The 13,967-nt window shown below is 73.3% G+C and carries 11 protein-coding genes; 3 read left to right on the forward strand and 8 right to left on the reverse strand.

The features are described from left to right. Positions 1-370: 370 nt before the first annotated feature. From whiA to ACFZCF_RS00670, 6 genes are all read right to left on the reverse strand, one after another. The gene (gene whiA / locus ACFZCF_RS00645) at positions 371-1,360 is read right to left on the reverse strand and encodes a DNA-binding protein WhiA (RefSeq protein WP_388439323.1); all 990 of its coding nucleotides are present in this window, start codon (positions 1,358-1,360) and stop codon (positions 371-373) included. Beyond that, positions 1,351-2,391, reverse strand: a complete 1,041-nt coding sequence (gene yvcK / locus ACFZCF_RS00650) for a uridine diphosphate-N-acetylglucosamine-binding protein YvcK (RefSeq protein ID WP_388439326.1) — start codon at positions 2,389-2,391, stop codon at positions 1,351-1,353. Before yvcK ends, whiA begins: the two co-directional genes overlap by 10 nt. Beyond that, complete coding sequence (rapZ, locus tag ACFZCF_RS00655; protein WP_388439329.1) at positions 2,388-3,341, reverse strand: RNase adapter RapZ; 954 nt, start codon at positions 3,339-3,341, stop codon at positions 2,388-2,390. The genes yvcK and rapZ overlap by 4 nt, the downstream gene beginning before the upstream one ends. Beyond that, positions 3,338-5,320, reverse strand: coding sequence for an excinuclease ABC subunit UvrC (gene uvrC / locus ACFZCF_RS00660; protein WP_388439331.1), 1,983 nt, complete (start codon positions 5,318-5,320; stop codon positions 3,338-3,340). The genes rapZ and uvrC overlap by 4 nt, the downstream gene beginning before the upstream one ends. A 240-nt stretch (positions 5,321-5,560) precedes the next feature. Next, positions 5,561-6,415: a hypothetical protein gene (locus ACFZCF_RS00665; protein WP_391283696.1), complete on the reverse strand. Its 855-nt coding sequence runs from the start codon at positions 6,413-6,415 to the stop codon at positions 5,561-5,563. A 2-nt stretch (positions 6,416-6,417) separates the two neighbouring features. Next, on the reverse strand, positions 6,418-7,029 hold the full coding sequence (locus tag ACFZCF_RS00670) for a papain-like cysteine protease family protein (protein ID WP_388439337.1): 612 nt from the start codon (positions 7,027-7,029) through the stop codon (positions 6,418-6,420). A gap of 340 nt (positions 7,030-7,369) precedes the next feature. On the opposite strand from ACFZCF_RS00670, the gene ACFZCF_RS00675 reads away from it, so the two are divergent. Then, complete coding sequence (locus tag ACFZCF_RS00675) at positions 7,370-8,296, forward strand: hypothetical protein (RefSeq protein ID WP_388439340.1); 927 nt, start codon at positions 7,370-7,372, stop codon at positions 8,294-8,296. Positions 8,297-8,311: 15 nt separating this feature from the next. On the opposite strand, the gene ACFZCF_RS00680 is transcribed toward ACFZCF_RS00675, so the two are convergent. Then, on the reverse strand, positions 8,312-8,749 hold the full coding sequence (locus tag ACFZCF_RS00680) for a Rieske (2Fe-2S) protein (RefSeq protein ID WP_388439343.1): 438 nt from the start codon (positions 8,747-8,749) through the stop codon (positions 8,312-8,314). 479 nt (positions 8,750-9,228) lie between these two features. Beyond that, positions 9,229-12,255 carry an excinuclease ABC subunit UvrA gene (gene uvrA, locus ACFZCF_RS00685; RefSeq protein ID WP_391283699.1) on the reverse strand — a complete coding sequence of 1,009 codons (3,027 nt, stop codon included), beginning with the start codon at positions 12,253-12,255 and terminating at the stop codon, positions 9,229-9,231. A 174-nt stretch (positions 12,256-12,429) separates the two neighbouring features. Between uvrA and ACFZCF_RS00690 the strand changes: the two genes are divergently transcribed. Together ACFZCF_RS00690 and ACFZCF_RS00695 are read left to right on the forward strand one after the other, a co-directional pair. Continuing rightward, complete coding sequence (locus ACFZCF_RS00690; RefSeq protein ID WP_391283700.1) at positions 12,430-13,119, forward strand: maleylpyruvate isomerase family mycothiol-dependent enzyme; 690 nt, start codon at positions 12,430-12,432, stop codon at positions 13,117-13,119. A gap of 49 nt (positions 13,120-13,168) precedes the next feature. After that, positions 13,169-13,825: an MBL fold metallo-hydrolase gene (locus ACFZCF_RS00695; RefSeq protein ID WP_391283702.1), complete on the forward strand. Its 657-nt coding sequence runs from the start codon at positions 13,169-13,171 to the stop codon at positions 13,823-13,825. Positions 13,826-13,967 lie beyond the last annotated feature (142 nt).

Genomic DNA, 13,967 nt, shown 5'->3' on the forward strand with positions numbered 1-13,967 from the left:
GACGGGCTGCGGGCATGTACGGAGAAGGAGACGTGACGGGTACGGAGCGGGTCCGGGGGCCGAGGCGTGGCGCGTACGCGGACGGGTACGGCGCCCGAGACGCAACGGGTACGCGGACGGAGACGCGACCGGTACGGGGCGGGTACGCGACGGGTAAGCGGACGGCCCCTCGTCCCTGCGGCCTGGGCGGGCGGCAGGGGCGAGGGGCCGTTCGGACGTGGGGCGGCCGCCCCGAGCGACCGCGGGGTCGTCGGGGCGGGGCGTCGTGAGGGCCTTCGGGGCGGGCCTCCGGAAGGAGCCGTGCCGACCGCCCTTCGGAAGGGCCGCCGGCGAGGACCGTCGGAAGGGCCGTCGGAGAGGGCCGCCAGGCTCAGCCGACCAGGCTCTCGTCCAGCTCCTCCGTCAGGTTCGACTCGGTGCCGGGGATGCCCAGGTCCTGCGCCCGCTTGTCGGCCATGGCGAGCAGCCGGCGGATCCGGCCGGCCACCGCGTCCTTGGTGAGCGGCGGGTCGGCGAGCGCGCCCAGCTCCTCCAGGGAGGCCTGCTTGTGCTCCATGCGCAGCCGGCCGGCCGCGGCGAGGTGCTCGGGCACATCGTCCGCGAGGATCTCCAGGGCGCGCTGCACCCGGGCGCCGGCGGCGACGGCGGCGCGGGCCGAGCGGCGCAGGTTGGCGTCGTCGAAGTTGGCGAGGCGGTTGGCGGTGGCGCGGACCTCGCGGCGCATCCGCCGCTCCTCCCAGGCCAGCACCGACTCGTGCGCGCCGAGCCGGGTGAGCAGGGCGCCGATGGCGTCCCCGTCGCGGACCACGACCCGGTCCACCCCGCGGACCTCGCGGGCCTTCGCGGCGATGGAGAGCCGGCGGGCGGCGCCGACGAGGGCGAGCGCGGCCTCCGGGCCGGGGCAGGTCACCTCCAGGGAGGAGGAACGGCCCGGCTCGGTCAGCGAGCCGTGGGCGAGGAAGGCACCCCGCCAGGCCGCCTCGGCGTCACAGGTGGCCCCGGAGACCACCTGCGGGGGAAGGCCCCGGATGGGGCGGCCCCGGCCGTCGACCAGGCCCGTCTGGCGGGCCAGCTGGTCGCCGCCGGCCACCACGCGCACCACGAAGCGGGAACCGCGCCGCAGCCCGCCGGGGGCCATCACGATCAGCTCCGAGCTGTGCCCGAAGATCTCCAGGATGTCCCGCTTCAGCCGCCGGGCCGCCATCGCCGTGTCGAGCTCCGCCTCGATCACGATCCGGCCGCTGACCAGGTGCAGACCGCCCGCGAACCGGAGGATCGACGAGACCTCCGACTTCCTGCAGCAGGTCCGGGTGACGGGAAGCCGGGAGATCTCGTCCTTCACCGCTGCCGTCATCGCCATGGGCCGATCCTTCCATGCATCCGAAAAATACGGTCGTACGCGGCGGCCAGGCGCTCCGGGTCGTGCTTCGGAGAGCCGTCGGCGCGGGCCACCGGCGCCAGCTCCAGCGCGGCGCCGAGCCGCTTGGCGGCGTCGACGAGGGGTTCCCTGGCTGACACGTCGGGCACGGCGGCCACATCGGCCAGCACCACGTCCAGGGCGAGTTTAGGGGCGTGTCGTCCCAAAACCTCCAAATGACGCTGCGGTGAGAAGCCCTCTGTTTCTCCCGGCTGGGGCGCGAGGTTCAGCGAGAGCACCTTGCGGGCCTTGGTCTCGACCAGCGCGTCGAGCAGTTCGGGCACGAGGAGGTGCGGGATGACCGAGGAGAACCAGGAGCCCGGGCCGAGCACCACCCAGTCGGCGTCCAGGACCGCCGCGACGGCCTCCGGGACGGCCGGCGGGTCGTGCGGCACCAGGTGCACGGACTGCACCTCGCCCGGAGTGAGCGCCACGGTGGCCTGCCCGCGGACGGTGTCCACGTCCTCCGGGCGCTCCGGGTCGTGGCCCTTGACCAGTGCCTGGAGCTCCAGCGGCACGGCGGACATGGGCAGCACCCGGCCCTGGGCGCCGAGCAGCCGGCCGACCAGGTCGAGGGCCTGCACGGGGTCGCCGCCCAGTTGCTCCCAGAGGGCGACGATCAGCAGGTTGCCGACGGCGTGGCCGCCCATCTCGCCCTTGGACCGGAAGCGGTGCTGGATGACCCGGGCCCAGGTCTGGCCCCAGTCGTCGTCGCCGCACAGCGCGGCGAGCGCCTTGCGCAGGTCGCCGGGGGGCAGCACGCCCAGCTCCTCCCGGAGCCGGCCGCTGGAGCCGCCGTCGTCGGCGACGGTGACGACCGCGGTGAGGTCGCCGGTGATCCGCCGCAGCGCGGCGAGGGAGGCGGAGAGGCCCATGCCGCCGCCGAGGGCGACGACCTTCGGCTGGGCACCGCGCCTGCGGAGCGCCCGCTTCACCGTGAGGGTGGAGGAGGGGCGCCGGCGGTGAGGCTTCACTCGCGCCCCATGTCGCGGTGGACGACCACCGTCTCCACGCCCTCGGCGGCGATGCGGGCGGCGAGCTTCTCGGCGGTGGCGACGGAGCGGTGCTTGCCGCCGGTGCAGCCGACGGCGATCGTCACGTACCGCTTGCCCTCGCGGCGGTAGCCGGCGGCGATCAGCTGGAGCAGCTCGGTGTAGCGGTCCAGGAACTCCTTGGCGCCGGGCTGGTTGTAGACGTAGTTCGCCACCTCCTCGTTGAGGCCGGTGTACGGGCGCAGCTCGGGGACCCAGTGCGGGTTGGGCAGGAAGCGCATGTCGACGACGAGGTCGGCGTCGACCGGCAGGCCGTACTTGAAGCCGAAGGACATGACGGTGGCCCGGAGCTCGGGCTCCTCGTCGCCGGCGAACTGGGCGTCCATCTTGGCGCGCAGCTCGTGGACGTTGAGGCTGGAGGTGTCGATGACCAGGTCGGCGTCGCCGCGCAGCTCGCGCAGCAGGTCGCGCTCGGCGGCGATGCCGTCGACGATGCGGCCGTCGCCCTGGAGCGGGTGGGGGCGGCGGACCGACTCGAAGCGGCGGACCAGGGCCTCGTCGGAGGACTCCAGGAAGACGATCCGGCGGGTGACCTGCTTGGCCTCCAGGTCGGCGAGGGACTCCCGCAGGGCGTCGAAGAACTGCCGGCCGCGGACGTCGACGACGACCGCGATCCGGGCGACGTTGCCCTGGGAGCGGGCGCCGAGCTCCACCATGGTGGGGATCAGCGCGGGCGGCAGGTTGTCGACGACGAACCAGCCGAGGTCCTCCAGACACTTCGCCGCGGTGGACCGGCCGGCTCCTGACATGCCGGAGATGATCACCAGCTCGGGGATGGCCGCCTCGGCGCCGTTGTCGCCCGCGGTCTCCTTCGTGCCCGTACTCACGTGTCCTGCTCCGTCTTCTCGGTGGTGCCCGTCGTGCTCGGTCATGCCGTCGTGCCCCCGTCGTCTTCCATGATCTCTCCTGTGGCCGTGTTCACGGCGGGTGCGGCGGGGGCCGCCTGCGCCAGGGCCACGGCGACCGCCTCCGCGGTCTTCCGGCCGAAGCCGGGGACCTCACAGATCTGCTCGATTGTCGCCTGCTTCAGCCGCTTCACCGAGCCGAAATGCTTGATCAGGGCCTGCTTGCGCGTGTCGCCGAGACCGGGGACGGCGTCGAGGGGGCTGCTCCGGAGCCGTTTGGTCCGCTTGGAGCGCTGGTAGCGGATGGCGAAATCGTGAGCGGTGTCACGGACCCGCTGGAGGAGGTAGAGGCCCTCGCTGGAGCGGGGCAGCACCACGGGGTCGTCCTCGCCGGGCAGCCAGACCTCCTCCAGGCGCTTGGCGAGCCCGCAGACGGCGACGTCGTCGATGCCCAGCTCGTCGAGGGCCCGGCGGGCGGCGGCGACCTGCGGCTGCCCGCCGTCGACCACGACGAGCTGCGGCGGGTAGGCGAAGCGCTTGGGGCGGCCGTCGTCGCCGGCCTCGTCGACGGCGACCTCGCCCTCCTCGCCCCACTCCCCCGTCCGCTCCTTCTCGGCGAGGTAGCGCCGGAAGCGGCGGCCGATCACCTCGTGCATGGCGCGGACGTCGTCCTGGCCCTCGAAGGTCTTGATCTGGAAGCGGCGGTACTCGCTCTTCCGGGGCAGCCCGTCCTCGAAGACGACCATGGAGGCGACGACGTCCTCGCCCTGGAGGTGCGAGATGTCGAAGCACTCGATGCGCAGCGGCGCCGAGTCCAGGTCCAGGGCCTCGGCGATCTCCTCCAGGGCCCGGGAGCGGGTGGTGAGGTCGCTGGCCCGCTTGGTCTTGTGCAGGACGAGCGCCTGCTGGGCGTTGCGGGCGACGGTCGCCATCAGGTCCTTCTTGTCGCCGCGCTGCGGGATCCGCAGGGAGACCTGGGACCCACGGCGGCCCGAGAGCCACTGGGTGACGGCCTCGGCGTCCTCGGGGAGCGCCGGGACGAGGACCTCCTTGGGCACGGCGTCGCCGCTCTCCTCGCCGTACAGCTGCTGGAGGGCGTGCTCGACGAGCCCGGCGGTGTCGACGGCCTCGACCTTGTCGGTGACCCAGCCGCGCTGGCCGCGGACGCGTCCGCCGCGGACGTGGAAGATCTGGACGGCGGCCTCCAGCTCGTCCTCGGCGAGGGCGATGAGGTCGGCGTCGGTGGCGTCGGCGAGGACGACGGCGCTCTTCTCCATGGCCCGGCGCAGCGCCCCTATGTCGTCGCGGAGCCGGGCGGCCTTCTCGTACTCCATCTCCTCGGCCGCCGCCGTCATCTGCTTCTCCAGGCGGCGGATGTACGTGCCGGTGCGGCCGGCCATGAAGTCGCAGAACTCGTCGGCCAGTTCGCGGTGCTCCTCGGGGGTGACCCGGCCGACGCAGGGCGCCGAGCACTTGCCGATGTAGCCGAGGAGGCAGGGCCGGCCGGCGGAGGCGGCGTTCCGGAACACCCCCGCGGAGCAGGTCCGCACCGGGAAGACCCGCAGCATCAGGTCGACGGTCTCGCGGATCGCCCACGCGTGCGCGTACGGCCCGAAGTACCGCACGCCCTTCTTCTTCTGCCCGCGCATGACCTGCACGCGCGGGAACTCCTCGTTCAGCGTGACCGCGAGGTACGGGTAGCTCTTGTCGTCCCGGTACTTCACGTTGAACCGGGGGTCGTACTCCTTGATCCAGGAGTACTCCAGCTGGAGCGCCTCCACCTCGGTGGAGACGACCGTCCACTCCACGGAGGCGGCCGTGGTCACCATGGTGGCGGTCCGCGGGTGGAGGCTCGCGAGCGGCTGGAAGTAGTTGGCCAGCCGCTGCTTCAGCGACTTCGCCTTCCCGACGTAGATCACCCGCCGGTGCTCGTCCCGGAACTTGTAGACACCCGGGACGTCGGGAATCTGCCCCGGCGCGGGTCGATAGCTGGTGGGGTCGGCCATGCGCCCACCCTACTGGCGCCCGGTGACAGCCCGGCCCGCCCGAGCCACCCCCGAAAGCCGCGCTTTCGGGGGCGGCGGGGCCCGGCCGCCCCGCGGGCGGCCGGGCCCGGCACGCCGGGGTGGCCATGCGTGCCGGGGCGGCGCTCGGTGGGGCGGGGTGGCCCCGTGGGCCCGGCGGGCCGGGGTGGCCTGGTGGGTCTCGTGGGCCGGGCGGGCCCGGTGGGCCGGGGCCGGGCGGGGTCAGGCCTCCCCGGTGCGGCGGGAGGCCGTGCGGCGGCGGAGGGCGGTGGCGCCGATCAGGGCGAGGGCGGCCACGGCGCCGAAGGCGGCGACCGTGGAGGCGGCGGTGGCCGCGGCCGGCTGGTGGCGGGGCCCGCCCGCCGCCGTGCCCTCGGCGGGAGCGGTGGGCCCGGCGGCCGCGGCCACGGGTGCGGAACCGGGCGCCGCGGGGGCGTAGCCGCCGGCCGCGCCCTTGCGGGCGTACGCGGAGTCGGGGAGCTTGTCGGCGTACGCGCGCGCGACGCGGTCGCGGTAGGCGGCGAGGGTGGTGCCGTTCCGGCCGACGGCCCGGACCGCGTCCTCGTCCAGCGGGAGCACCTTCGTCCCCTTCTGGACGTACCAGGCGTCGATCTGCGGCTCGCGGAAGACGAGCCCGCCGGGGAGCCGCCCGGCGCCTTCGCGGGCGTACCGGAGCTCGTCGTCACCGGTGGCGATGTTCACCACCTGCCAGCCGGCGGAGCTCCGTACCGTCCACAGCGACGCCTTCCGGCCGTCCGCGGCGACGGCGAGGCTGGCCCGGAACTCCTCCCGGGCGACGGGCGCGCCCGGCTTCCCGGCGACGAAGTCGGCGGAGAGGATCCGCACGGGGACCGACGCGCCGGATATCCGGGGCGCGGCGTCGGTGCGGGCGAACTCTCCGTCACGGGCGAAGAAGCGGCCGACGGTGGCCAGGGTCTCGGGCGCGGCGGCGGCCCGCTCGGCGGTCGGCGCCACCGGCGGGGGCGCGCCGGGACCCGAGGCGGCGGCCGGGGCGGCGGCGCCGAGGGCGAGGAGCGCGGCGGCGGCTCCCGTCACGAGTGCGGTCGTGGTGGTCATGGTCACGCCCCGATCCGGTAGAGCGAGTGGGTCCAGGAGAAGGACCCGTTGTTGACGTACCACGCGTGGGAGGCCCAGTTGTACCGATTGCTGGTGGGCCAGGGGTCGCCCCAGTAGACCCAGCTGTTCGCGTCGTCGTAGCCGTACAGCACGTGCATGTGGCCGCCGCCGCTCGACCACTGGATGCGGGTCTCGACGGGCCGGTCGGCGTTGATCTCGGTCTGCACGGTGGAGTAGCGCAGCCAGCCGTCGACGTACGAGCCGGGGCTGACGCCCGCCCAGGAGAGCCCGGTCTGGACGTTGCCGAGGGTGGCCTGCCAGTTGGGGCAGTCGTAGCCCTGCTGGCGCTGGAAGGCGGCGTTGCAGAACTGGTTCTGGCTGTAGCCGCGGCCGAACCAGGTCGCGATGGTGTTGCCACCGGCGGCCCAGCACCAGTTGCTCTTCTGCTGGGCCTGCATGGTGATGTTCAGGCGCTTGGCGCCGAGCGCGGTGGCCGTATCGGCGGGGACGGGGGCCGGCGCGGCGGACGCCGAGGCCGCGGTGGGGACGAGGAGCAGCGCGGCGGCGGCGAACGCCACGAGGCTCCGCTTCCCGTTCTGGAGTCGTCTGCGCATGGGGATCCTCCCGGTGCGGGGGGTGGGGACGGGTGGGGGGTGCGTGGGGGGGGGGGGTGGCGTCCGGACACCGCTTGGAGCATCGGTCGTTGTCGGGAGCGGGTCAACACGCTTCAATGCGGGGTGACATCGGGCTGTGAACGGTGTGGCGCGGGTGTGAACGCGTGCCCGCCGCCCACCTGCCCGCCCGCCGTCCGGGTCCCTGGGGTCCGTGCCGCGCGCGTGAACGTTCACCCCGGAAATCCGGGAGCCCGAGGAGTCCCGCGCTCGCGGAACCCGCCGGCCCGACAGCCCCATAGCCCGATGAGCCCGACAGCCCGAGGAGCCCGAGGAGGCCCGTGTGAACCACGCCGAGGCCGATCTGGTGCAACTGCTGCACACCGGCCCCTTCCACCTGGCGCTGCGGACCGCGCTGGCCGTGCGCGGGCTGCCGCTCCAGCGGGTCCAGCACCATCTCGCGCACCGGGGCGTCAAGGTCGGCGTGACCTCGCTGAGCTACTGGCAGCAGGGCGCCCGTCGGCCGCAGCGGCCGGAGTCCCTGAAGGCGGTCCGGGCCCTGGAGGAGGTGCTCCAGCTACCGGGGAACTCGCTGCTGCGGCTGCTCACGGAGGACGCGGCCCGGGAGGACGTGGAGCGGCCGGCCGCCCGCGCGTACCGCTCGTTGGTGGAGGCCTCGGGCGCGGTGGAGGAGCTGTTCGCGGAGCTGGAGTCGCCGACGGACGGCGGGCTGCACACGGTCGGCCACCACGAGCGGGTGCGGATCGGCCCCGGCCGGGAGCTGGTGGGCCGCGAGTCGCAGCACGTGGTGCGGGCGCACCGGGACGGCGTCGACCGGTACCTCGCGATCCACCACGGCGACCCGGGCTGCGATCCGTCGCGGGTGCGGGTCCGGTCGGTGGAGAACTGCCGAACGGGGCGGGTGCGGTGGCACGCGGAGACGGGCGTCGTCGTCGCCGAGCTGCTCTTCGACGCGCGGCTGCGGGCCGGCGACACGCACCTGTTCACGTACGGCTTCGAGGACGGGACGGCCGGCCCGAGCGGCGAGTACGTGCGCGGCTTCAGCTTCGCGGGCGGGCAGTACGTGCTCCAGGTGGCCTTCGACGAGGCGGCCCTGCCGGTACGCTGCCGGCGCTTCGCCCAGGCGTCGGCGGGCGCCCCGCGCGGTGGCCGTACGGAGCTGACGCTCGGCGGCCGGCACCGCACGGTGCACCTGGTGGAGCAGGGCGTGCGCCCGGGGATCCTGGGTATCGACTGGGACTGGTCCTGAACCGTCCGGGCCGGGTCAGGCGGAGGGCGCGGCCTTCGGCCCGGCGATGAGCTTGCCGCCCTCGACGCGGACGTCGACGGCGGGCAGCGGGGCGGTGGCGGGGCCCTTGAGCGCCTCGCCGGTGGTGACGTCGAAACGGCTGCCGTGGCAGGGGCAGTTGCCCTCGTTGTCCTCGATCTTGTCGAGGACGCAGCCGGCGTGGGTGCACTGGGCGCTGAAGGCCTGGTACCGGCCCTTGGCGGGGCAGCTCACCAGGATCTTCTGCTCGCGGTAGAGCTTGGCCCCACCGACCGGCACCTCGTCCGGCGAACCCAGGTCGACGGGCGCGGTCGGCGTCGGCACGCCGGCGTGCCCCAGCTTCGACTCGGTGGAGCAGGCGGCGACTCCCAGCCCGGCGGCACCGGCGAGCGCGGCGCCCTTCAGGACGGTACGGCGGGTGGACTGGCCGGACATGATCGCGCTCCACAGGGTGCGGGGACGGTGGCCCCCCGACGATACCCGCGCCCTTTGCTCCGGTTTCGACCGCCCCCACACGCCCCACGACCGAACTCGACCCACCCGCCGCCCCCCGCACCACGCCCCCACCACGGGACCGCAGCCCGGCACACACCGGGCGGCAGGCCACGCGTCCGCCGGACCGTGCCCCCCCACACACACGCCGGACCGGGAGCCACGCGTCCGCCGCGCCCACCCACACACACTGGACCCGGAAGCAACGCGTCCGCCGGACAGGGAGCCACGCACACGCCGGAGCGTGAGCCACGCGCACACCGCCCCGTCCCGTGCGCCCTGCCTACACCGGTCCAGCAGCCGCACGCGCCCGGCCGGAAGTCACACGCCTCCCCCGCCCGCGCGGTCGCGTCCCGCCGTGCCCGTACGCGCGCCGGGGGCAGGCCGGGGCTCGCGGCCCCGGACTGCCCCCGGCGGTGGCGTCACGCCTTGCGGGTGCGGGTCGCCGTCTTCTTGGCCGGCGCGGCCTTCTTCGCCGCTGCGGCCGGCTTCTTCGCCGCGGCCGCCTTCTTCGCGGCCGGCGCCTTCTTCGCCGCCGTCTTCTTCACGGTGGCCTTCTTCGCCGTCGCGCCGCGCCCCGCCGGCGCCCCCGCGTCGCTGACGCGGTCCGCGCCGAGGATCTCGCGGAGGAACTTGCCGGTGTGGCTGGCCGGCTCCGAGGCGACCTCCTCGGGGGTGCCCTCGGCGACGACCATGCCGCCGCCGCTGCCGCCCTCGGGGCCCATGTCGATGATCCAGTCGGCGGTCTTGATGACGTCGAGGTTGTGCTCGATGACGATCACCGAGTTGCCCTTGTCGACCAGGCCCGACAGGACCTTGATGAGCTTCGAGATGTCCTCGAAGTGCAGACCGGTGGTCGGCTCGTCGAGGACGTAGACCGTGCGGCCGGTCGACCGCTTCTGCAGCTCGGAGGCGAGCTTGACGCGCTGCGCCTCGCCGCCGGAGAGCGTCGGCGCGGACTGCCCGAGCCGGACGTACCCGAGCCCGACCTCGTTGAGCGTCCGCAGGTGGCGGGCGATCGTGGGGACGGCCTCGAAGAAGTCGAGGGCCTCCTCGATCGGCATGTCGAGGACCTCGGCGATGGACTTGCCCTTGTAGTGGACCTCCAGGGTCTCCCGGTTGTACCGGGCCCCGTGGCAGACCTCGCACGGCACGTACACGTCCGGGAGGAAGTTCATCTCGATCTTGATCGTGCCGTCGCCGGAGCAGTTCTCGCAGCGCCCGCCCTTGACGTTGAAGGAGAAGCGGCCGGGCAGGTAGCCCCGCACCTTCGCCTCCATCGTCTCGGCGAAGAGCCGGCGGACGTGGTCGAAGACTCCGGTGTACGTCGCCGGGTTCGAGCGCGGGGTGCGCCCGATCGGCGACTGGTCGACGTGCACGACCTTGTCGACGAGGTCGTCGCCCTGCACGCGCGTGTGCCGGCCGGGCACCGTCTTGGCGCCGTTCAGCTCGCGCGCCAGGTGGGTGTAGAGGATGTCGTTGACCAGCGTCGACTTGCCGGAGCCGGAGACTCCGGTGACGGCGGTGAGGACGCCCAGCGGGAAGGAGACGTCGATGTCCCGCAGGTTGTTCTCGCGCGCGCCGTGGACGGTGAGCAGCCGTCCGGGGTCGACGGGGCGGCGGACGTCCGGGGTGGTGATCGCCCGGCGGCCGGAGAGGTACTGCCCGGTCATCGACTCCTCGTTGGCGAGGAGCTCCTTCAAGGTGCCGGAGTGGACGACCTTGCCGCCGTGCTCGCCGGCGCCGGGGCCGATGTCCACGACCCAGTCGGCGACCTTGATCGTGTCCTCGTCGTGCTCGACGACGATGAGCGTGTTGCCCATGTCGCGGAGGCGGACGAGGGTCTCGATCAGGCGGTGGTTGTCGCGCTGGTGGAGGCCGATGGACGGCTCGTCCAGCACGTACAGCACGCCGACCAGGCCGGAGCCGATCTGCGTGGCGAGCCGGATGCGCTGCGCCTCGCCGCCGGAGAGGGTGCCGGCCGCGCGGTTGAGGGAGAGGTAGTCGAGGCCGACGTCGACGAGGAAGCGCAGCCGCTCGTTGACCTCCTTGAGGACTCGCTCGGCGATCTTCTTGTCGCGGGCGTTGAGCGTGAGGCGGCCCAGGAACTCGGCGCAGTCGCTGATCGACATGGCGGAGACCTCGGCGATGGACTTCTCCATCACGGTGACCGCGAGCACGATCGGCTTGAGGCGGGTGCCGTGGCAGGTGGGGCAGGGCACCTCGCGCATGTACCCCTCGAAGCGCTCCCGGCTGGAGTCGCTCTCGGCCTCGCTGTGCCGCCGCTTCACGAAGGAGACGGCGCCTTCGAAGGCGGGGCTGGTCCAGGCGCGCTCGCGCCCGTACCTGTTCCGGTAGCGGACCTCGATCTGGGTCTTGTGGCCGTGCATGAGGGCCTTCTTGGCCCGCTGCGGGAGGCCCGCGTAGGGGATGTCGGTGCGGAAGCCGAGGGCCTGGGAGAGCCCGTCGATCATCCGGCCGAAGTACTCCTTGGTGTGGCCGTGGGACCACGGGTGGATGGCGCCCTCGTCGAGGGACTTCTCCTCGTCGGGGACGACCAGCTCGGGGTCGACCTCCATGCGGGTGCCGATGCCGGTGCAGTCGGGGCAGGCGCCGAACGGCGAGTTGAAGGAGAAGGAGCGGGGCTCCAGCTCCTCGAAGGAGAGGTCGTCGTACGGGCAGTAGAGGTGCTCCGAGTACATCCTCTCGCGCTCGGGGTCGTCCTCGGCGAGGTCGACGAAGTCGAGCACGACCATGCCGCCGGAGAGCCCGAGGGCGGTCTCGACGGAGTCGGTGAGCCGGCGCTTGGCGGAGTCCTTCACGGTGAGGCGGTCGACGACCACCTCGATGGTGTGCTTCTCCTGCTTCTTCAGCGTCGGCGGCTCGCTGAGCTGAATGGTCCGCCCGTCGACCCGGGCGCGGCTGTAGCCCTTGGTCTGGAGGTCGGCGAAGAGGTCGACGAACTCACCCTTGCGCTCGCGCACGAGCGGGGAGAGCACCTGGAAGCGGCTGCCCTCGGGCAGTTCCAGGACCCTGTCGACGATCGCCTGCGGCGACTGGCGGGAGATCGGCCGGCGGCACTCGGGGCAGTGCGGCTTGCCGATGCGGGCGAAGAGCAGGCGGAGGTAGTCGTAGACCTCGGTGATGGTGCCGACCGTGGAGCGCGGATTGCGCGAGGTCGACTTCTGGTCGATGGAGACGGCGGGCGAGAGACCCTCGATGAAGTCCACGTCCGGCTTGTCCATCTGACCGAGGAACTGCCGTGCGTACGAGGAGAGCGACTCGACGTACCGGCGCTGCCCCTCGGCGAAGATCGTGTCGAACGCGAGGGAGGACTTGCCCGATCCCGAGAGCCCGGTGAAGACGATGAGGGAGTCACGGGGGAGATCGAGCGAGACGTTCTTGAGGTTGTGCTCGCGCGCGCCACGGACGATGAGACGGTCGGCCACGCCGGTCCGCACCTTTCTTGAGAGAGCGGATGGACATAACACCCAACAACCAAGGATGCCGGATGCTTCCGTGGTCGGCGGCTGCCACCATCGAGCCTATAGCACGTACATTCGATTTCCGGCCGTCGCCTGCCCGCTTCACCCGAACGAGTGGTCGGCGCTAGGGTCGGCGCCATGATCGATCACGAGCGCGACCTCGCCTCCCTGCACGAAGCGACCGAGCGGCTGCTGACCGACGCCGCCTCCTGGGACAACGCCGCCGTGGCCCAGCCGTCACGGCTTCCGGGCTGGACGCGCGGCCACGTCCTCGCCCACCTGGCCCGGAACGCCGAGGCCCTGGTGAACGTCCTCGAAGGCCGCCCCATGTATCCGAGCGCCGAAGCGCGCGACGCGGACATCGAGCGCGACGCCGGCCGCCCCCTCGACGTCCAGCTCGCCGACGTCCGCGCGACGGCCGAGCGCCTCCGGGCCGCAGCCGCCGTCCCGGCCGACTGGAACCGTGTCGTCGAGCTGCGCAACGGCATCACCGACCGCGCCTCCCGCATCCCCTTCCGCCGCTGGGTCGAGGTGGACCTGCACCACGTGGACCTCGGCTGCGGCTACGAGCTGGAGGACCTTCCCGAGGAGTTCGTCGGGCGCGAGATCGACTTCCTCGCCGAGCGCTTCAGCACCATGGGGAACGTGCCGACGACCGCCCTGCGGGCGGACGACGGGCGCACCTGGACGACCGGCGACCCCTCCGGCGAGGCCGCCGTCACCGTCTCCGGCCCCGCTCCCGAACTCCTCGGCTGGCTGGCCGGCCGCCGCGACGGCTCGGCCCTGAAGACCGAGGGCGGCGTGCTGCCCGCGCTCCCGCCGCTGTAGCGCCCGGCTCACCGGGACCGCCGTCGGCGGGCGGGGCTAGTCTGAGGCCATGACGTACAGCGGAGCGGTGAGGGTGGGCGGTCCGGCCGACGTCCACGAGCTGAAGGACCTGATGATCTCCAAGGTCGCGGTCGGCCCGATGGACAACAACGCGTACCTGCTGCGCTGTCGGGCCACCGGCGAGCAGCTGCTCGTCGACGCGGCCAACGACGCGGAGACCCTGCTCACGCTGATCGGTGACGACGGCATCGCCGCCGTCGTCACCACCCACCGGCACGGCGACCATTGGCAGGCCCTGGCCGAGGTCGTGGCCGCCACCGGCGCGACCACGTACGCGGGCGCGTACGACGCGGAGGGCATCCCGGTCGCCACCGACGTCCCGGTGGAGGACGGCGACACGATCCGCGTCGGCGAGGTCGAGCTCACCGCCCGCCGGCTGGTCGGCCACACCCCGGGCTCGATCGCGCTCGTCTACGACGACCCGCACGGCCACCCGCACGTCTTCACCGGCGACTGCCTCTTCCCCGGCGGCGTCGGGAACACCTGGAAGGACCCGGAGGCCTTCGCGAGCCTCCTGCACGACGTGGAGACGAAGCTCTTCGGCGCCCTGCCCGACGAGACCTGGGTCTACCCCGGCCACGGCAAGGACACCACCCTGGGTGACGAGCGCCCCCACCTCCCGGAGTGGCGCGAGCGCGGCTGGTAGCCCCTCCACCGGCCGGGGCGGGCCCACGCCCCCGGGGACGCCGGGGGCGCTCCCGTACGCCCCCGTAACCCCGAGCGCCGTCGGGTAGTTGGCGCCACATGCGCCACAGTCACGCTCCGTCGCCACCGGCGGCCGCCGGCCC

It is taken from the genome of Streptomyces sp. NPDC007945 (assembly GCF_042958885.1).
Taxonomy (GTDB): domain Bacteria; phylum Actinomycetota; class Actinomycetes; order Streptomycetales; family Streptomycetaceae; genus Streptomyces.

Bases quoted from the DNA above. Each gene is read 5' to 3' on its own strand.
- whiA (WP_388439323.1), bottom strand. From the start codon at position 1,360: ATGGCGATGACGGCAGCGGTGAAGGACGAGATCTCCCGGCTTCCCGTC.
- rapZ (WP_388439329.1), bottom strand. From the start codon at position 3,341: ATGACCGAGCACGACGGGCACCACCGAGAAGACGGAGCAGGACACGTG.
- uvrC (WP_388439331.1), bottom strand. From the start codon at position 5,320: ATGGCCGACCCCACCAGCTATCGACCCGCGCCGGGGCAGATTCCCGAC.
- ACFZCF_RS00665 (WP_391283696.1), bottom strand. From the start codon at position 6,415: ATGACCACCACGACCGCACTCGTGACGGGAGCCGCCGCCGCGCTCCTC.
- ACFZCF_RS00670 (WP_388439337.1), bottom strand. From the start codon at position 7,029: ATGCGCAGACGACTCCAGAACGGGAAGCGGAGCCTCGTGGCGTTCGCC.
- ACFZCF_RS00680 (WP_388439343.1), bottom strand. From the start codon at position 8,749: ATGTCCGGCCAGTCCACCCGCCGTACCGTCCTGAAGGGCGCCGCGCTC.
- ACFZCF_RS00690 (WP_391283700.1), top strand. From the start codon at position 12,430: ATGATCGATCACGAGCGCGACCTCGCCTCCCTGCACGAAGCGACCGAG.
- ACFZCF_RS00695 (WP_391283702.1), top strand. From the start codon at position 13,169: ATGACGTACAGCGGAGCGGTGAGGGTGGGCGGTCCGGCCGACGTCCAC.